23 protein-coding genes are annotated in these 18,753 nt (G+C 52.0%); 22 read left to right on the plus strand and 1 reads right to left on the minus strand.

Annotated elements, in window-relative coordinates:
• Positions 1-191: 191 nt before the first annotated feature.
• The 19 genes from NFS31_RS10965 to rlmH all read left to right on the plus strand — a co-directional run bounded on the left by NFS31_RS10965 (position 192) and on the right by rlmH (position 15,591).
• Positions 192-584 (plus strand): GntR family transcriptional regulator, encoded by a 393-nt coding sequence (locus NFS31_RS10965; protein WP_251494806.1) that lies wholly within the window; start codon positions 192-194, stop codon positions 582-584.
• Positions 581-1,531, plus strand: a complete 951-nt coding sequence (locus tag NFS31_RS10970) for an ABC transporter ATP-binding protein (protein WP_251494809.1) — start codon at positions 581-583, stop codon at positions 1,529-1,531. Before NFS31_RS10965 ends, NFS31_RS10970 begins: the two co-directional genes overlap by 4 nt.
• The gene (locus NFS31_RS10975) at positions 1,528-2,154 is read left to right on the plus strand and encodes an ABC-2 transporter permease (RefSeq protein ID WP_251494810.1); all 627 of its coding nucleotides are present in this window, start codon (positions 1,528-1,530) and stop codon (positions 2,152-2,154) included. Before NFS31_RS10970 ends, NFS31_RS10975 begins: the two co-directional genes overlap by 4 nt.
• A gap of 182 nt (positions 2,155-2,336) precedes the next feature.
• Positions 2,337-2,981 carry a ribonuclease domain-containing protein gene (locus tag NFS31_RS10980; protein ID WP_251494812.1) on the plus strand — a complete coding sequence of 215 codons (645 nt, stop codon included), beginning with the start codon at positions 2,337-2,339 and terminating at the stop codon, positions 2,979-2,981.
• Between the two features lie 73 nt (positions 2,982-3,054).
• Entirely contained in the window at positions 3,055-3,372 is a 318-nt protein-coding gene (locus NFS31_RS10985; protein WP_251494813.1) for a barstar family protein, read from the plus strand.
• Positions 3,323-3,904, plus strand: a complete 582-nt coding sequence (locus NFS31_RS10990; RefSeq protein WP_251494816.1) for a M48 family metallopeptidase — start codon at positions 3,323-3,325, stop codon at positions 3,902-3,904. The genes NFS31_RS10985 and NFS31_RS10990 overlap by 50 nt, the downstream gene beginning before the upstream one ends.
• A 40-nt stretch (positions 3,905-3,944) precedes the next feature.
• Positions 3,945-5,657, plus strand: a complete 1,713-nt coding sequence (recJ, locus tag NFS31_RS10995) for a single-stranded-DNA-specific exonuclease RecJ (RefSeq protein ID WP_251494818.1) — start codon at positions 3,945-3,947, stop codon at positions 5,655-5,657.
• 29 nt (positions 5,658-5,686) lie between these two features.
• Positions 5,687-5,974, plus strand: coding sequence for a hypothetical protein (locus tag NFS31_RS11000; protein WP_251494821.1), 288 nt, complete (start codon positions 5,687-5,689; stop codon positions 5,972-5,974).
• The gene (locus NFS31_RS11005; RefSeq protein WP_251494824.1) at positions 5,955-6,692 is read left to right on the plus strand and encodes an AzlC family ABC transporter permease; all 738 of its coding nucleotides are present in this window, start codon (positions 5,955-5,957) and stop codon (positions 6,690-6,692) included. The genes NFS31_RS11000 and NFS31_RS11005 overlap by 20 nt, the downstream gene beginning before the upstream one ends.
• A complete protein-coding gene (locus tag NFS31_RS11010; RefSeq protein WP_251494942.1) occupies positions 6,682-6,987 on the plus strand; it encodes an AzlD domain-containing protein in 306 nt (101 codons plus the stop codon). Before NFS31_RS11005 ends, NFS31_RS11010 begins: the two co-directional genes overlap by 11 nt.
• A gap of 19 nt (positions 6,988-7,006) precedes the next feature.
• A complete protein-coding gene (locus NFS31_RS11015) occupies positions 7,007-7,888 on the plus strand; it encodes a bifunctional 5,10-methylenetetrahydrofolate dehydrogenase/5,10-methenyltetrahydrofolate cyclohydrolase (RefSeq protein ID WP_251494826.1) in 882 nt (293 codons plus the stop codon).
• 1 nt (position 7,889) lies between these two features.
• Positions 7,890-8,654: a nucleoside phosphorylase gene (locus NFS31_RS11020; protein ID WP_251494828.1), complete on the plus strand. Its 765-nt coding sequence runs from the start codon at positions 7,890-7,892 to the stop codon at positions 8,652-8,654.
• A 166-nt stretch (positions 8,655-8,820) separates the two neighbouring features.
• Positions 8,821-9,573 carry an SIMPL domain-containing protein gene (locus tag NFS31_RS11025; protein ID WP_251494831.1) on the plus strand — a complete coding sequence of 251 codons (753 nt, stop codon included), beginning with the start codon at positions 8,821-8,823 and terminating at the stop codon, positions 9,571-9,573.
• A 73-nt stretch (positions 9,574-9,646) separates the two neighbouring features.
• On the plus strand, positions 9,647-10,075 hold the full coding sequence (locus tag NFS31_RS11030) for a DMT family transporter (protein ID WP_251494833.1): 429 nt from the start codon (positions 9,647-9,649) through the stop codon (positions 10,073-10,075).
• Between the two features lie 93 nt (positions 10,076-10,168).
• The gene (locus NFS31_RS11035) at positions 10,169-11,020 is read left to right on the plus strand and encodes a helix-hairpin-helix domain-containing protein (protein ID WP_251494836.1); all 852 of its coding nucleotides are present in this window, start codon (positions 10,169-10,171) and stop codon (positions 11,018-11,020) included.
• A gap of 15 nt (positions 11,021-11,035) precedes the next feature.
• On the plus strand, positions 11,036-11,737 hold the full coding sequence (locus tag NFS31_RS11040) for a response regulator transcription factor (RefSeq protein WP_251494839.1): 702 nt from the start codon (positions 11,036-11,038) through the stop codon (positions 11,735-11,737).
• 302 nt (positions 11,738-12,039) lie between these two features.
• On the plus strand, positions 12,040-14,049 hold the full coding sequence (locus NFS31_RS11045) for a DUF6320 domain-containing protein (RefSeq protein ID WP_251494842.1): 2,010 nt from the start codon (positions 12,040-12,042) through the stop codon (positions 14,047-14,049).
• 37 nt (positions 14,050-14,086) lie between these two features.
• Complete coding sequence (locus NFS31_RS11050; RefSeq protein ID WP_251494845.1) at positions 14,087-15,115, plus strand: alpha/beta hydrolase; 1,029 nt, start codon at positions 14,087-14,089, stop codon at positions 15,113-15,115.
• Positions 15,112-15,591, plus strand: coding sequence for a 23S rRNA (pseudouridine(1915)-N(3))-methyltransferase RlmH (gene rlmH, locus NFS31_RS11055; protein ID WP_251494847.1), 480 nt, complete (start codon positions 15,112-15,114; stop codon positions 15,589-15,591). Before NFS31_RS11050 ends, rlmH begins: the two co-directional genes overlap by 4 nt.
• Before the next feature lie 126 nt (positions 15,592-15,717).
• Here rlmH and NFS31_RS11060 read toward each other — a convergent pair whose 3' ends face one another.
• Positions 15,718-15,999: a helix-turn-helix domain-containing protein gene (locus NFS31_RS11060; protein ID WP_120398397.1), complete on the minus strand. Its 282-nt coding sequence runs from the start codon at positions 15,997-15,999 to the stop codon at positions 15,718-15,720.
• A gap of 142 nt (positions 16,000-16,141) precedes the next feature.
• On the opposite strand from NFS31_RS11060, the gene NFS31_RS11065 reads away from it, so the two are divergent.
• The 3 genes from NFS31_RS11065 to NFS31_RS11075 all read left to right on the plus strand — a co-directional run bounded on the left by NFS31_RS11065 (position 16,142) and on the right by NFS31_RS11075 (position 18,627).
• On the plus strand, positions 16,142-17,758 hold the full coding sequence (locus NFS31_RS11065) for a hypothetical protein (RefSeq protein ID WP_251494849.1): 1,617 nt from the start codon (positions 16,142-16,144) through the stop codon (positions 17,756-17,758).
• A 23-nt stretch (positions 17,759-17,781) separates the two neighbouring features.
• Complete coding sequence (locus tag NFS31_RS11070) at positions 17,782-17,931, plus strand: hypothetical protein (protein WP_016303146.1); 150 nt, start codon at positions 17,782-17,784, stop codon at positions 17,929-17,931.
• Between the two features lie 147 nt (positions 17,932-18,078).
• Positions 18,079-18,627, plus strand: a complete 549-nt coding sequence (locus NFS31_RS11075) for a hypothetical protein (protein ID WP_251494850.1) — start codon at positions 18,079-18,081, stop codon at positions 18,625-18,627.
• The last annotated feature ends 126 nt before the right edge of the window (positions 18,628-18,753 follow it).

Here is an 18,753-nt window from a genome sequence, read left to right on the forward strand (position 1 = left end):
TTTCCTGGCGCAGCTTTTGGGTTAAAGCCATAAAATACCATAATAAAACCAGTTGACAACTGTATATATACTGTATATAATTAATATAAACAGTATATATACAGTTGTTTTGCCTTTATCCCTCAGTCCGTCAGCGGGTGTCCGCATAGTGCAGAAGATTCGATCGATAACAGGCAGGAAAGAGTGAAACCATGAAAATTATTATCAGTAATTCGGGTGATCAACCGATTTATGAACAGATTGCAGGCCAGATCAAGAATGCGATTCTGTCAGGGGGGCTGGCGGAGGGCGCTGCGCTGCCGTCTCTGCGCTTTCTGGCAAAGGAGCTGCGCGTGAGCATTATTTCCACGAAACGCGCGTATGAGGAGCTGGAAAAAGAGGGGTATATTGAGTCCTTTCAGGGCAAGGGAAGCTTTGTCACAGGCAGGAACCGGGAGCTGATGCGGGAGGAGCAGTTTAAAAAGATTGAGGCCAGCCTTCTGAGCGCTGTGGAGATGGCAAAGATATCAGGGATCTCCCTGAAAGAGCTGGAGGAGGTACTGGAGGCGCTGTATGATGGAAACGGAGGATGTGAAGAGAGATGAATGAATGCAGAGAGAGGGACGCAGTCCTTGAAATCAGGAATCTGACGAAGCATTACGCTGATTTTTCGCTGGATCATGTAAACCTGACGCTGCCGGGCGGAAGCATTCTGGGGCTGATGGGGGAAAACGGGGCGGGAAAGAGCACGACGATTAAGGCGGTCATGGGGCTGATCCGCCCGGACGAGGGGGAAGTGAGGATGTTCGGGGAGAAGGCGGGCGAGGATAAGCCTGCCCTCAAGGAATATGTGGGCCTGGTTTTGGAGGATCTGCATCTTCCGGATTTTTTAAACGCGCGCGGGATTGGGAGAATGATGGGCGGCCTTTATAAGAACTGGGACGCGCCTTTGTTCGGGAGATATCTGGAACGGTTTTCGATTGCGCCGGGGAAAAAGCTGAAGGATTATTCACGGGGGATGCGCATGAAGCTGGCGCTGGCGACGGCCCTTTCCCACGGAGCGCGGCTTTTGATACTGGACGAGCCGACAAGCGGGCTGGATCCGATGGTGCGGGAGGAGGCGCTTGACATGCTGCGGGAGTTTGTGATGGATGAGACACATTCCGTACTCATTTCCTCGCACATTATCAGTGATTTGGAAAAGACAGCGGATTATGCGGCCTTCCTGCACCGCGGAAGGCTGATGCTCTGCGGGGAAAAGGATCGGATTTTAGAGCAATACCGGATTGTTAAGGGAAGCCGCGAGGAGATCCGGGCGCTGGAGGCAGAGGGACGGTTTATAACAGAGGGGCTTCGTGAAAACAGCTTCGGCGCTGAGGCGCTGGCGCGTTTGGCGGACAAAGATGCACAGTGGGACCGGGGAAGACGGGGGATAAGCGGAACGCCTTTTGATATCATCCTGGAGCCGGCGGGGCTGGAGCAGATCTTATTGTATCTGGCAAAGGGAGATGTGCGCGAACGGGGCGCGGGGAGAGGAGATGATGGGATATGAAAGGATTATTATATAAAGAATATGCGGTCCTTAAGTCGCAGATGAAGAGCTGGCTTGTACTGTTGGCGTTTTTTGTCGTGTATACAGGCATCTTCCGGAATATTTCCATTGCTTTTATGATGATTTCCATCATGGGACTGATGAACTGCTATAATTCGTTTCACTATGATAAGCAGTATCGCTGCAATGATTATATTGCCGCCATGCCGGTCAGCCGTTTTCAGATGGTTCTGGCAAAGTATCTGTTTATCATTCTGCTGGATATTGCTTTGGCGGCGGTATCCCTGATACTGGCAGGGGCATGGGGATGGGCGGGGGCCGGCGCTTTCCCGGAATTGTCCGCTTCTGTGGCGGCGATCATGGGAGTGCTGTTTTTGATGCAGATTATTTCAATTCCGCTGATTTATGCAATCGGAGTGAATCGCGCAAGGTATGTCAATATGCTGCTGTGGGTGCTTCCGTGGCTGCTTGTTTTTATGGCGGTGAGGGATGGGAGGCCGCTGCCTGTCAAAAAGGAGTTTCTGATCCGCCTTACGCACGCGGCGCCGCTTTTGCTTATCGTGCTTCTTGCTATATCATTTGCTGTGTCTGTTTCTGTGTTCAGGAGAAGGGATATAAAATAGTGGTTACAGCTCAGCCTTCTGGCTGGGCTGCAGCAAATAGTGCAGCGGCCATAGCTCCATACATTGACATTTCCCCCCGGGATCGATATAATAAATAGACTGTAAGGCTTTTGGAAAAGCGGCCGGGCATGGCCAAAGAGACAAAAATTTACAGGGCGCCCGGACTCACAGGGAGGATAGTTATGTTAAGGGATTACTGGAAAAAAGCAGAGGCTGCCATGAAGTGGCTGATTCCATTTTTCGTGGCGGTGTTTCTTCTGTTTGGGTGCCGTCCCGCAAACCAGACGCCGCCGGGAGCGGCGGCAAAGAGCGCGTCCGCGGCGGCGGAGAACACTGATGCCGGGGAACGTGCGGCGGATGCGGGGGAACGCGGTTCAGGCAGCGGTAAACAGCAGGCGCAGAATGAAGCTGATTTTGGAGCGGAAGCTTCACAGCCGGGCGAATCCGGGCCGGAGGAGGCGGACGGCGGGCATCTGTCCCTGTCTGTATCAGAGGATGGCCATTATACCACAAAGGAGGAGGTGGCCCTTTACCTCCACACATACGGGCAGCTTCCGGAGAATTTTATCACGAAAAAAGAGGCGGAAGCGGCCGGTTGGGTCAGCAGGGAGGGGAACCTCTGGGACGTGGCTCCGGGCATGAATATCGGCGGAAGCAGGTTTGGAAACTATGAGGGGCTTTTGCCGGACCAGAAGGGGCGCGTGTGGTTTGAGTGCGATATTGACTTTGACGGAACGTACCGCGGCGCAAAGAGGATTGTTTTTTCAAATGACGGATTGATCTATTATACGGAGGATCACTATAAAAGCTTTGAAAAGCTGTATTAGCACAGCGCTTACGGTCCCCTTTTTGGCTGCGTCCGGCAGCGCGTTCCGTACGATCCGCAGGAGGCGGGATGGTATGAGGTTATTGAAAATTGATTTAAATGAGATGGAGACAGAGCAGGAGGTTCATGCGTTCTTGATGGAACAGCTTCATTTTCCGGAGCATTACGGGAAGAACCTGGACGCTCTTTATGATATGCTGAGCTCAGAGCTTGAGGAGAATGTCTGTGTGGAGCTGGCGCGCCGCGCGGATCCGGACACGCCGATGGGGGCGTTTGGAAAACGGCTGGCTAAGGTGATGGAGGACGCGGCTCAGACGACGGAAGAAAGGGAGGGGAAGCTATATGCGGTTTTTGCGGATTTTGAACCCCTGGATGCCCCGGGACTCTGGTGAGACAATGGAGATTCCGTTTGAGGTGGCGCGTTCATCGAGGAAGACGATGGCCATGGAGGTTTCGGCAGACGGAAGGCTGATATTCCGTATGCCATACCGTATGCCGGAACAGGAGGCGATGCGGTTTGCCGCGCAGCATGAGCGGTGGATCGGAACGCATTACCGTGAGGCGATGGAGCAAAAGGAGCAGAGGCCGGTCTTTACCGATGAGGAGATCCATACATATATAGACGGCCTGCGCCCGGTGCTGATGCATCGGGTTGCTTATTATGCCGGGAGGATGGGCGTGGATTATAAAAGGATCACGATCCGCAGCCAGAAGACCAGGTGGGGAAGCTGCAGCGCGGCCGGGAACCTGAATTTTAACTGGAGGCTGGCCCTGGTTTCAGAGGAGCTTCTGGATTATGTGGTGGTGCATGAGCTGGCGCACCGGCGCGAGATGAACCACTCTGACCGTTTTTGGGCGGAGGTGGAGCGGATTCTGCCCGATTACCGGGAGCGGAGGAAGGAGCTTAAGAAGTACAGATTTTGAAGCGCAGTTCCCAAGCGGTACACAAAAGAAAGGAAGAGAAATGGCGGAAGAGATATGGATGCTTCAGACAAAAAAGGCGGATTTTAACCGGATTTCGGCGGAATTCGGGATCGATCCCGTGACGGCGCGGATCATACGCAACCGCGGGATCGAGGGAGATGAGGCGATCCGCCGCTATCTGGACGGGACGCCGGCGGATTTTTATGATCCGTATCTGTTAAAAGACATGGATAAAGCAGTGCGGATTTTGAAGAAAAAGGCGGCGGACGGGAGCCGGATCCGGATTGTGGGCGATTATGATATCGACGGGGTTTGCTCGACCTATATCCTGTATCAGGCGTTCCGTCGCCTGGGGGCTTTTGTGGATTATGAGATACCGGACCGGATTAAGGACGGATACGGGATCAATGAGGCGATCATTGAGCAGGCCCATGAGGACGGTGTGGACACGATTCTGACGTGCGATAACGGGATCTCGGCTTTTTCCCAGATTTCGCTGGCAAAACAGTACGGGATGACCGTAGTGGTGACGGATCACCACGAGGTTCCCACGGACGGGGACGAAGAGATCCTGCCTCCGGCTGACGCGGTGGTGAATCCCAAGCAGGCCGGCTGCGGGTATCCGTTTCCGGAGATCTGCGGCGGCGCGGTGGCGTTTAAGCTGGCAGAGGCCCTTTACCGGGACTGCGGGATCCCCGGTGAGGAGCGGGAGGCCCTTCTGGAATTTGCCGCGATTGCGACGGTGGGCGATGTGATGAAGCTGCAGGACGAGAACCGGATTCTGGTAAAATACGGCTTAAAGCGCATTGCCAGGACGCGCAGCGTGGGACTCCGCAAGCTGGTGGAGAAGAATAATCTCGATATAGACCGCATCACAGCCTACCATATCGGCTTTGTGATCGGGCCGTGCCTGAATGCCGGGGGACGCCTTCAGACAGCCAAGCTGGCCCTGTCCCTGCTTCTTTCCGAGGACGAGGAGGAGGCGGACCGCCTGGCCGTGGAGTTAAAGGAATTGAATGACACGCGAAAGGACATGACCGAGCAGGGGACGCAGGAGGCGAAGATCCTGGTTGACGCCTTTTATAAGGGCGATTCCGTGCTGGTGGTGTTCCTGCCGGAATGCCATGAATCCCTGGCCGGTATTATTGCGGGACGCCTGCGGGAATACTATCAGAAACCGTCCATTATCCTGACAAGGAGCGAAGGGGCGGTGAAGGGTTCCGGGCGCTCGATTGATGGGTACCACATGTTCCGGAAGCTGTCGGAGGTAAAGGATCTGCTGCTCAAGTTCGGAGGGCATCCCATGGCGGCCGGCCTCTCCCTTAAGGAAGAAGATATCGATGAATTCCGCAGGCGGCTAAACGCCTGTTCCGGCCTCACAGAGGAAGATTTTAAGGCAAAGGTGTGGATCGACGTGCCGATGCCCATGGGATATGTGACAGAGCGCCTCGTGAGGGAATTCGATCGCTTAGAGCCGTTCGGGCAGGGCAATGAAAAGCCTCTTTTTGCGGAAAAGGGCCTGCGCGTGCGGAATGCCAGGGTGATCGGGCGCAACCGCAATGTCGTGCGCATGACGCTTGAGGAGGAACAGGGGCGCGCGGTGGAAGCCATCTATTTCGGGGACGGGGACGCATTTGAGGAGGAACGGGCCGGCCGCCGGGTGATGGATATCGTATATTATCCGGATATTAACGAGTATAACGGCAGGAAAACCCTGCAGGCCGTGGTGCGCCGGGTTCGGTTTCACGGATAATAAAAAGACAGGGAAAGGGGGGCGTGGGAATGATTGAGCGCCGGGACGTGATGCCCATTAATTTCCTGAAAAAGGAACGGTTTACCGGGAGCTATAAGGGGATGCGCTACCGCATGGAAAAGGCGGAACGCGAAGCGAAAGAAGAGGAAGCCGCGGACGGGGGAGGGAAGGAGACAGTTCTCCGGGTGACGTGGTGGCCGGAGCCGTATGCCTTTTTGGCGACGCCGGACGAGCAGAAAACATGGAAGGAGTTTCCGTTTACAGAGGATGGGATCGTAAGCGGAGTGGAATGGCTGAATGAACAGTATGACGCATGAGGCGGGATGGAAAGATGCTTTTACAGAGGGCCTGAAAAGCGGGATTCCCATCGGTCTGGGATATTTTCCCGTATCGTTTACGTTTGGCTTTTTAGCGGTGTCAGGGGGGCTGCCTGTGTGGGTGGCATGTCTGATTTCTCTGACGAATCTGACCAGCGCCGGACAGTTTGCGGGAACGAACCTGATTCTGGCCGGGGCCGGGTATCTTGAGGTGGCGCTGGCGACCTTTGTCATCAACCTGCGGTATATGCTGATGTCGTTTTCCCTGTCCCAGAGGCTTGAGAAAGCGACAGGGACGCTTGGGAGGATGGCGCTTGCCTTTGGGATCACGGATGAAACCTTTGTGGTCAGTTCGCTGAAAAAGGGAAGCCTGCGCGCCTCTTATATGATAGGGCTGATGATGATGCCCATCCTGGGCTGGAATCTGGGCACCCTGTTTGGCGGCTCGATCTCCACCCTGCTCCCGCAGGCGCTGCAAAATGCGATGGGGATTGCGCTGTACGCCATGTTCATCGCGCTGATTATTCCGGCGGCGCGCCAGTCCTTTGCCGTACTGTGCGTGATTCTTGCGGCGGTGGCAATGGTATGCCTGTTAAAATATATCCCGGCGTTTGGCTTTATTTCATCAGGCTTCAGGGTGATCGCCGCGACCATAGCGGCCTCGGCTCTGGGAGCGGTGTTATTTCCAAAGGAGGAAGAGAGTGACAATGGATCTTGAGAGGGTGCTGATTTGCGTGGCGTTAATGGCGCTTGTGACCTATATTCCGAGAGTCCTTCCGGTGACGGTGTTCAGGAAGCAGATCAAATCCCGGTTTATCCGTTCGTTTTTAGACTGCATGCCCTATGCAGTGCTGGGAGCCCTGACGTTTCCGGATGTGTTTTTTTCAACCGGACACCTGTACTCCGCCGCGGGCGGGACGCTTGTGGCCGTGTGGCTGGGCTGGAAGGGAAAGAGCCTGGTGGTTGTGGCGCTGGCGGCTATTTTAACCGTATATGTTCTGGAAATGATATAACGAGGGGGAATAAAATCATATGATTACACTTCGCGGAGCCGGAGTTTCGGCAAAGATAAAGGAAGAGGCGCAGAAAACAGTAAAAACGCTTCGGCAGACGCCAAAGCTTGCGATCGTGCGCGTGGGAGACAATCCGGCGGATATTTCCTATGAGACAGGCGCGTTAAAGAAGACGCGATCCTTTGGCCTTGAGGCAGAGAGCTTCGTGTACCCGGCCGATATCGCGCATGAGGCGTTTAAAGAGCAGTTTCTGAGGCTCAACGCGGATCCGTCGATCCACGGGATCCTGCTGATGCGTCCGCTTCCGAAACAGATCCGCCAGCAGGAGATCGAGCATCTGATTGATCCGGGAAAGGATCTGGACGGGATATCGCCGGTGAATATTGCAAAGGTATTTTGCGGGGACGAGACGGGTTTTGCGCCCTGCACGGCGGAGGCGGTGATCGCCTGCTTAAAGGCGGAAGGCATTGCGGCAGAGGGGAAACGGGCCGTGGTTGTGGGCCGGAGCATGGTTGTGGGCCGCCCTCTGGCCATGCTGCTTCTGAGGGAAAATGCGACGGTGACCATATGCCATACGCGGACAGCCAATCTGGAGGAAACCTGCCGGGAGGCAGAGATCCTGGCCGTCTGTGCGGGGCGCGCAAAAATGATTGACAGGCGTTTCGTGAGGGACGGGGCGGTGGTCCTGGATGTGGGAATCAATGTGGATGAGGACGGGCGTCTGTGCGGCGATGTGGATTTTGAGGACATCGCAGATACGGCGGCCTGCGCGACACCGGTTCCGGGCGGGATCGGCGCTGTGACGACGGCCGTCCTGGCCGCCCATCTCGTCCGGGCCGCGGCGCGGCAGGAGGCGGGCGCTGGTTTGCACACAAAAACGAGCAGGAATGGGGGCGTGTAAATTGTATACCATATTTCAGAGAACAGAAATATCAGAACCGGCCTTATTCGGCCCGTCTGACACGACAAAAAAGATCGAGAATTTTCCGGAAATCTGTATTTCCACATTTTCCGACAGCATCATTCAAAAATTTGCCTCTTCGGATAAGGCGGAAAGGATAGGAGAACTCTGCTCGGCTAACGGCATACTGCCTGTCTACAAAATCAATTACAGGAATACGGCGATTGCGTTTTACCGTTCGATGGTAGGCGCGCCTGCCTGTGTTTCATGTTTTGAGGAAATCATTGCCATGGGGGCTAAAAAGTTTGTTTTATTCGGCTCCTGCGGGGTATTGGACGATGATAAGGTAAAAGACAGCGTCATTATCCCTGTTTCCGCTGTCCGTGATGAAGGCACAAGCTACCATTATATAGCGCCATCCCCGGAAATCGAAGCAGACGCGCGTTCTGTGCAGATATTGGAGCGTGTTTTAACAGACTGCGGCTGCTCCTATGTGAAAGGCAAAACATGGACTTCGGACGCCATTTACAGGGAAACCCTGTCCGCCATCCGCGAACGCCGGCAGCAGGGGTGTCTGGCCGTGGAAATGGAATGCGCTTCTATGCTGGCGGTTTCAAGATACAGGCGGATTCCGTTTATTCAGTTTTTATATGGAGCGGATAATCTCAGCTCGGAAACATGGGAAATCCGAGATTTAATGTCCTATGGCCTTACCAATGCGGAAAAATATATGGTTCTCGCGTTTGAATGCGGGCTTGCCATGTAAGGAAGCGTTTCCTGAACAGCAGCCTGCCCGGTTCCTGAATCGCTTTTTTCAGAAATAAGATATGGAATGTTAAGGGAAAAGAAAAGCATCCGGGGCTCCTTTCCGGTATAATGATTCTATCAGTCAAGGTGAAAGGCGGTTATGCCGGGAAAAGGAGAGGATGATTATGAAACGATGGAAGACGGGGCTGGCGGCGCTCATTCTGGCAGGCGGGGCACTTGCGCTCAGCGGGTGCGCGGCGGGCAATACAGGGGTTCCGGATAAGATTCAGGTAGAGAGCGCGGACAGCAAGGTGATCAGCGTTACGGCCAGGGAACAGGTAAAGGTGGAGCCGGACATGGCTCAGGTGATATACAGCGTGTATTCGCAGGCGTCGGACGCCCAGACGTGCCAGACGCAGAACAATACGGATTTGGAGAAGGTGCTGGCCCTGTTAAAGCAGGAGGGCGTGAACGACACGTCTGTACAGACCTCCAGCTACGGCCTGGATCCTATCTATGACTGGGAGAACGGGAAGACAATCAGCGGGTATGAGATGACGACGCGCGTGACTGTGTCCGATATTCCCCTGACGGATGTGGGAGAGCTTTTATCCCAGTCCGTAGATGCAGGGATCAATTCGATTGATTCGGTTACGTATCTGTCCAGCAGGTACGACGAGGCGTATCAGGAGGCTCTGGCGGCCGCGGTGGAAGCGGCGAGGATCAAGGCCCAGGCGATGGCAGAGGCGGGCGGCTGTAAGCTGGGGGCGCTGGTGAAGCTGGATGAGTACGCGGATTCCCAGGAAGCCCGGTATAATACAAGATTTTCCACGGCAAAGGAAGAGGCGGCGATGGATATGGCCGCCGGGGCGATGGCCGTGATGCCGGGGCAGTTGGAAATAGAAGCGTTTATTACGGCAGAGTTTGCAATCGAATAAAGAGAATAAAACCTCCGTTTTTCGGGATACTAAGATTAAGGTTGAACGAAGAAGAAACGGAGGTTTTTTTATTATGTGGGGATTTGTGATTGCTCTGATATCCGGCGCTCTGATGAGCGTGCAGGGTGTTTTTAACACAGCGGTGACCAAGCAGACAAGCATATGGGTTGCGGCCGGCTGGGTCCAGCTCAGCGCCCTGGCGGCCTGCCTGATCATGTGGCTTATAACAGGACGGCAGGAGATCGGCGCCCTGTTCCAGGTGGAGCCTAAATATATGCTGGCCGGGGGTATTCTGGGGGCGTTTATCACCTATACCGTGATCCGCAGCGTGGCTTCCTTAGGGCCGGCCAAATCAGCGCTTCTGATCGTAGTCTCGCAGATCGTCGTAGCCTATGCGATTGAGGTGATGGGCCTGTTCGGCGTAGAGAAAACAGGCTTTGAGTGGAGAAAGGCCATCGGCGCTCTGATCGCAATCGCGGGAATCATCATTTTTCGATATTAATTTTATTTTGCGCTTGTTTTTAGGCGGGTATTTAGTTAGAATAGAATACAGGCAGAACAGTATCTTCCGGATGATTACGGGAGGTACATACATATGAAACAAAGAGAGATAAAGCATCTGAAAAAAGGCGCGGTCGGCATAGTTTTGCTGGTTTGCGTCATATGTTATTCTGCAGGGGGATGCAGAGAACAGGACAGGACGAAAGACTACGGAGTGTTCGGCCCGGAGCGCGCGGAAGCGGTAGATTTGGAGACAGATGAGAGCGTATCAGCCGGCGGGCAGGAAGCGCATCCGGGGAGTAATCTGAATCCGGATGCGGGCGCTCATCTGGACAGCGCGCTGAATGCGGGCCTTTTCGGAAATACGGCCGGCTCAGAAAATCCGGGCGTTTACAGCCCGGCCGGGGAAGCAGGAGGCGGGGCGGCGGGAGAGCAGTTTCAGAAAACGGAAGGCTCGCGCCTGATCTACGTCCACGTCTGCGGCGAGGTAAAGGATCCGGGCGTCTATGGGCTGGCAGAGGGAAGCCGCGTATATCAGGCGGTGGAGGCTGCCGGGGGCCTGACGGACGAGGCGTCGGAGGAGAGCCTGAATATGGCGCTTCCTCTCGAGGACGGCCTGCAGGTCTATGTGCCGGATCAGGAGGAGGCAAAGGAGCTGGGAGCCGGCGCTGTCACGGAAGCGGGCGCAGGCTTTCTTTCCCGCGGCCTGATTCCGGGCGCTGCGGCTGCGGCTGTTCCGGGCCCTTTGGAAAAAAGCCGGGTCAATATCAATACGGCGACCCGGGAAGAGCTGATGACCCTTACGGGGATCGGCGCATCGAGGGCCGACGCGATACTGGCCTACCGGCGCGAGGCGGGGCCGTTTCAGAAAATTGAAGATATCATGAAGGTTTCCGGCATTAAGGAAGCCGCATTTCAGAAGATAAAAGAGGACATCACAGTTTGAGGTTGAGGTGGAGACATGGTGAAGGTTTTGGTTGTGGATGATGAAAAGCTGATTGTCAAAGGACTCAGATTCAGTTTAGAGCAGGATAATATGGAAGTGGATTGCGCCTACGACGGGGAGGAGGCGATCCGGATGGCAAAGGAAAAAGAATATGATATCGTGCTTCTGGACGTGATGCTTCCCAAGCGCGACGGGCTTGAGGTCTGCCAGGCGATCCGGGAGTTTTCGGAGATGCCGATTATCATGCTGACAGCAAAGGGCGGAGATATGGACAAGATTCTGGGCCTGGAGTACGGCGCGGATGATTATATAACAAAGCCGTTCAATATTTTAGAGCTTAAGGCCAGAATCAAGGCTATCATGCGGAGGAATGCGAAGAAGTCAGGAAAAGGAGACAGGGAGAGGACAAAGGTGTTTGAGGCGGGCGGGCTGAGGCTGGATCGCGACAGCCGCCGGGTGTTTATCGCGCAGAAGGAGATCAATCTGACAGCAAAGGAGTTTGATCTTCTGGAGCTTCTGGTGTGCCATCCCAACAAGGTGTACAGCAGAGAGGAACTGCTCCGAAGCGTGTGGGGCAACCGGGCGGCGGCCGGGGGCGATGTGCGCACAGTGGATGTGCATGTGCGGCGCCTGCGGGAAAAGATCGAGCCGAGTCCCAGTGATCCGAGATATGTGCATACAAAATGGGGGGTGGGGTATTATTTCAGGGTTGTTTAGACGGCTGTTATTCCCGCGGGACATGTTATGATGTCGGGGCCAAAAGATCTTTTGCCCCCTTTGATATCGGATTGCTCCGCACTTTGTGCTCCCGCAATCCTCAAAAACATTCAAAATTCGCCCTGATCGGGCTCCTTTTTCATGTTTTTGGCGGGTCCCAGGTTCAAAAATCCTCCTGCAAGCGAGCCAGCATCGGATTTTAGACCTTTTGACCCTGGTATCATGTTATTTATTTAATCAGGCGGCCGGGCCGGACAGACGGGACGCTGCGAATTCTGCCCGGCGCGCTGGAAGAAGGTCAGATGAAGAGAGAAAAAAAGAGAGTTCATGCTCAGGGTGCAAAATGGAGGAAGCTGGATAATACGGCAAAGCTGTTTGCCGCGGTGGCGGGAGAGGATTTTGGCCAGGTATTCCGGATTTCGGCGGCGCTTGAGGATGAGGTTTCGCCGGAGCTTTTAAAGCAGGCGCTTGACACGACGCTGCCGGAATTTGAAAATTTCCGCGTAAAGCTCCGGAAGGGGTTTTTCTGGAATTATTTTGAGACGAACAACCGGGATCCGGTCGTTGAGCATGAGGAGACGTATCCCTGCAAATTTATTGATCCGCACGTCAGCGGGCGTTTTCCGTTCCGAGTAAGCTTTTACGGACGCCGTATCAATTTTGAAGTGTTCCACGGTCTGACCGACGGGCTGGGCGCGCTGAATTTTATGAAGTATCTGACCGAGCGGTATCTGGAGCTGGCGGCGGGGGAACAGTATAAAAAAGAGCGGGAAAGCGGAGAGGGGCAGGCAGGCTTATCCGGCGGGAAACGGCATGCCCCCGGGGAAGCGAAAGAGGCTGCGGACAGGACGCCGCCGGCGGGGAGAGGGCATGCGGCCTTTAGCGGGCAGAGGACGCGTCAGGAGGCGGATCGGCGCATCCGGGAACGGGCCGTGTCCGCAGACAGCTATCTCACGTATTACAGGGAACGGCCGCACAAGCGCTACGAGACGGAGCGGGCGCTTGCCGTTACCGGAGACTGCCTTCCCCTGGACTGGCAGTCCGTGCTGCACGGCACGGTCGCTCTGGATGACATCAGGGCGCTTGGCAAGCATGCCGGGGTCAGTATCACCAAATATCTGGCGGCGGCGCTTTTGTGGTCCGTTATCCAGGTTTATACGGACGGACGCACGCTGAAACGGCCTGCGGCCCTGAATCTGCCCATCAATCTCCGGACCTTTTTTGAGTCGGATACCATGGCCAATTTTTTCTCGGTGGTCAATATTTCCTGGCCGGCCGGGCCTGCGCCGCGTGATTTTGAGGAACTGCTCGGCCACGTCAGCCGGCAGATGGACGAGAAGATCGTAAAGGATAAGCTGGAGGAGACGATTTCCTATAATGTCTCAAATGAAAAGAAATGGTATGTGCGGATCATTCCGCTCTGGATCAAGAATATTGCGCTGAGCGCGATTTTCTTTAAGACCAGCCGCGCCTATACGATGACGCTGTCAAATCTGGGGCCGGTGGCGTTAAGAGAGGATCTGGCCGGTATGGTAAGGGGCTTTCAGCTTCTTTTGGGCGTGTCGGGAAGGCAGCGGATGAAATGCGGCGTGATCGCCTGCAATGGAAAGCTGTGTATTACGTTTAACAGCGCGATGGAAGATATGGATCTCCAGGATTATTTCTTCCGCTTTTTGAGAGAGAAAGGCGTAGAGGCAGAGCTGGAGAGCAACGGCGTGGCGGATAGGGAGCATGATCAGGGAAATTACCCGTCGGTCAGCCATGACAGGGGAAAGCTTAAAAAGATCGTCAATCTGTTTTATCTGGCGCTTTTGACAGCCGCGGCCCTGATGGGGATCACGAATTACGCAGCCTATGGCTGCCTGAACCGGGGATGGTCCCTGCTCGTGATGGGAGGGATCGCCTATGCGGCTATGACGGTGCGGTATTCGGTGATGCGCAGGGCCAACATAGCGGGGATACTGGTGCGCCAATCCCTGGGAGCGCAGGCGCTGCTCGTTTTAATCGACTATATGTACGGGATGAAGGGATGGTCGGTCAACTATGCGATCCCGTGCCTGATACTGTTTGATGTGATCGCTATAGTGTTTCTGATCCTGTTAAACCGTTTGAACTGGCAGAGCTATTTTATGTATCAGATTGCGATCACAGTATTCAGCTTTATCCCGCTTTTCCTCTGGTGGGGAGGCCTGATCACGAAGCCGCTTCTGTCCGTGATCGTGGTAATCCTGTCTGTGGCGGTTCTGGCCGGCACGGTGATTCTGGGGGACTGGAGCATAAAAAAGGAGCTGAAGCGGCGGTTTTATTTTTAATAAGGCGAACGATAATGACAGCAGGGAGCGAATGAATATGAGCAAAAAGAACGTCAGTAAAATTGGGATTTTAACGCGGGATATGATGAGCGATGTGATGGAAACGGCCTTAAAAAAGCCCATACAGACAGGTGAATTCCGCAGGAATCCAAAGGAGCCGGCCTGGCGCTGTCCGGCTGGGTATCTTTATGAGCTGGTGGAGTCGGACGGCTTTGTCATGGAATACTTAAAACCCGTGACGGCCGTAACAGGCCGCGTGATCCTGCAGCTTCACGGAGGCGGCTATATTGGCCCCATGAAAAATATTTACCGGCGTTTTGCAGTCAAATATTCAAAGATCAGCTACGGGGCGGATGTCCTGACGCCGGATTACCGCGTCGCGCCGGAGCACCCGTTTCCCGCGGCCCTGGAGGACGCGGTTCACGCCTATGAGTGGCTTTTGAAGGAGCAGGGCTATGAGCCGGAGCACATCGTGGTGGCTGGGGACTCGGCCGGGGGCGGCCTGGCGCTGGCTCTGTGCCTGTATGCAAAGGATCACGGGCTGCCTCTGCCGGGAGGCATCATCACCATGTCTGCCTGGACGGACGTCAGCCTCAGCGGCGCTTCGTATGAGACAAACTATGAGATTGATCCCCTGTTTGGAAATTCCAGGGAGAATATGCTGTATCAGTGCAGCTATATCGGCGGAGCAGATCCGAGGAACCCGTACTTATCCCCCCTGTTTGGCGATTTCAGCGGATTCCCGCCGATGCTGATGCAGGTCGGGAACTATGAGGTGCTTTTGGACGATACGGCGGGGGCAGCCGCAAAGGCCAGGGAAGCCGGGGTGAAAGTGCGTTTATCTGTTTATGACGGGATGTTCCATGTGTTCCAGATGGGGCTTGACCTGATTCCGGAGAGCCGCGAGGCGTGGAACGAGGTAGAGGAATATCTGCGCCGTGTATACAATATCCGCCGCGAGCCGGAGGGAACGATTGTGAAAAAAGTAAAGACCCGGCGCAAGGAAGCGGAGGACCGCACGAGAAAAACGTTGCTGTCCTTCCTGAAACAGGAGCTTTCCAAATGAAAATTACATTGATAACCGTGGGGAAAATCAAGGAGAAATACTTAACGGCAGCAGTCGCGGAATATGAAAAGCGGCTGAGCCGTTACTGCAGGCTGGAAATTGTGGAGACGCCGGATGAGAAGACGCCGGACGGGGCGGGGGAGGCATTAGAGGAGCAGATACGCAGTAAAGAAGGCGCGCGGATTCTGGCGCATGTGAAGGAAAACGCATATGTAGTGGCATTGGCGATTGAGGGGAATATGCTGTCCTCTGTGGAACTGGCCGGATTTGTGGAACGGCTGGGAGTGCGGGGGGAGAGCCATATCCAGTTTATAATCGGCGGATCCCTGGGGCTTTCTGCGGAGGTTTTAAAAAGGGCGGATTACAGGCTCAGCTTTTCCAGAATGACGTTTCCTCATCAGTTGATGCGGGTGATTCTGCTGGAGCAGATTTACCGGAGTTACAGGATTATGAGCGGAGAGCCATATCATAAGTAAAGGCGAAAAGGAACGGATGTTCTTGGGAATAAAAGAGAATAAGAGTTATATTTTTAACCCCATGGGAGTTTCAGGCTTCCATGGGGTTTTACTGTTCGTGACAATAAAGTTCTTACAACGTAGGTTTTATTGCAGAGTCTGTGTTTCTTCTGGCGGGATATATTCTATCAAATCAGTCAGATTACACTCTAATACATAACACAGGCGTTTCAGAATATCAATATCCAGACGTTGTATCTTGTTATCCCTGTAATTTCTTAATTGTGTTCTCTGCATTTCTGTGCGAAAGGATAACTGATTGAGAGAAATGTTTTTTTCTTCTAATATTTCAGCTAAGTGAATTTTTATATCGCCATAACCATCTGAACTGACAGGAAGCTGGCGTAAAGGATTTTCTTTCTTGGGCATGGCGGCACCTCCGGTTTTTATTATATTTTAACCAGAATTTAATTGTAAGATTGAGAGTTGTATGGTATATTTATATATGGGGTATATATATGCTCAATATAAAGTAAGAGGTTTACAGGAAAAAGATAAAGGAGATTTGAGTATGTTAATGAATGAGTTGTTGGAAAAGGAAAGTCATTGCGTGGAATATTCATGTTCTGTTGGGGCTGTCAATATTCCGAAAGAGAGAAATCTATATACGGTTCTTCGGAGAAAATACAGCAATCTGGCAAAAGAAGCTGTTTCACAGTTTTCTGCTCTTTATGACAGCTATACGAATTGCGATGATATTCTGCGGAAATCTTCTTCTGACTTTCAAAAGAGTATCTGTCCTGTGATTGATGAAATCAAGAAAGAGCTTATCAGTATTGAACGTTATGATTGGGACTATGACACGATTTATCAGTATGCAAATGAACATGGATATCTGAATCCCTTTTATGAGGCTTCGGATTCTGTCTGTGATAAAATCATTTCTGTAAATGAAGACCTGGAGGCACAGAAACAATATCGTCAGGAGCGGAAAGATAATCGTGCCAGATGGGAAGGCGGCAGTTTTGGCGGTACGGTTGTAGACAACTATGCACATCAGGCAGAACTGGGAATGATGAACATTGCAGAAGGTATAGGACACAGTATATGGAACGCCGGAGCAAATTCCGTCAGCAAAATGGTGGCAAATTCAGAACTGAAACAGATATTTGCAGACACGAAAACAAGGACAGTTATTGAGAAGGGCGTTTTTGAAGCGGCATTTGCTCTGCATCATGTATTGATAAAACTTATTTCAGACGCAAGGCAGGAAACGCTTTGGAGTATACCGTCTGAAAACGATATAGCGACCGCACAAAGACTTTTGAATAACATAAAAAGCGGCGCAGTTCCAAAAGAGAAAGTAAATCAAATCTATCAGGAAATTTTGGCACTGAATCCATATAATCTGGAACTGTTTGAAAATATGCTTTCTGTATTCGGAGATGAAAGCGGAGAACTGGGAACACTGGCAGATTATTATGGCGTTGCCCTGCAGGATTCCAAAGACCGTCAGGCACTCCGATATGTAAAAGATATTCAGGGAGAAACCGAAGAAGATTCCGTAAAAGCAAAGGAAAAGCTGATTGAATATTGCGGGACTTTAAGTCTGCCTGTTACAGACGAACTGGATTGTATGAAATATATCAATCAAAGACTGGAAGACTTTGACCTGCAGTATCGGACAGTGGATGGCGTTGTCTGTACAACCAGAGACTCTGCTGATTTCGCCCGTGAAGAGTTACAGGCATTACAGGCTTTCTTTGGCGAGATTGCGCCACCTACGTCTGAATCGCTGCTTGACTACGAGGCTGATTTATTGGAAAGAAGAACAGAGTTTGAAGAGCGGTTTTGTTCCGAATTAAAGCAGAAGTATTTAGACAAGATAAACGGATACTTATCTGATTTTGACAAAAAATTCTGTACGACAGGACTGCTGAAAAAAGTAGACCGCAAGCAGGCCGGAAAAGACAGACTGTTAAAGGCAATGAAAAAAGCGGACACTTCATCTCTGGAAAAAATTGAGGAGGTCAGAAAGAGTATAGAGGAGCTATTGCCGAAACTTGGGTTAGTCCAGGAGGATACAGCCGAAGCAGTTCAATATCTGGAAAAGCAGAAGGATAAAATCTTAAACCCGAAAAGTGGAATGGGTATGATAAAAGGGCTTGGAAAGCTGTTCAAAAAATAAACTTGCGGACAAAAGGAGAAATCATGAAGAAGATACTGTTGATTCTTGCGGCAGTCGTCGGAATAGTGGTTCTTGTATGGCTGTTATCTTATGTGATTGGATTTTTATGGGAGCTGTTTTGGGTGGTGGCAGCAATTTCCGGCATTGTATATATGGTTAAGAAATTCGGATAATCTGTTTTGCCGGAAGTGATACATATAGAACTACGAAGAAGTGAAAAATCAGTGTGAAAGTGGCGGCGTTTGCCGCTTTCATACTGTAAATATGCCAAAAAGATACTATGAAGACATTGTAGATAAGAAACCAAAGGAGAATTTTATATGAAGAAGATTTTACCCATTGCTGTTGTTGTAGTGATACTTTTATTGATTGGAAAAATAATCATGTCGGGAGAGGCCAGTGAGTTAGAAAAAGATATTGTCAGTCAGGTGGAGCAGGGCAATTACTATGCTGCACTGCAGGACGCAAATGAGATAGAGCTAAAGGGAGAAAAAATATCTAAGAAAATATCCAAACTGATTGAAGATGTCAAACTTTATGAAGCCACTGAAAAAGAAATGGAAAAGTATTCCCAAATGAACCTGGGAAAAATCAAGGCGATTTTGGATGAAATGAATGGGAGCTATAAAAAGTATGATAGATTCAAAGCTGATGTTGAAAATCTAAAAGAGAGGGTGGAATCATTAGAGGAATATGGAAATGAAGGAGTCAAAGTAGCTGAAACAGTAGGGGAACTGATAGAAGACGGAGAGATTGAAGAGGCCAGAGAACGAATCAATGAATATATGGCAGATGAAAGATACGAATATATGCCGGACAGCCTGCAGGGTGCATTTTATGATTATATGCTGCAGATAAATTTCAGATAAGCGGATTTTAAGAAAATAAAATAGTGTAAATATATATTATCTCTATGTATAAAACCTGACAGGAGGTGATAGATATGCACGCAGGAATCTTTTTGAGCGCATGTGTCATAACAGTGGGCGTACTGG

The sequence above is a fragment of the Otoolea muris genome, assembly GCF_943193115.1.
GTDB classification, from domain to species: domain Bacteria; phylum Bacillota; class Clostridia; order Lachnospirales; family Lachnospiraceae; genus Otoolea; species Otoolea muris.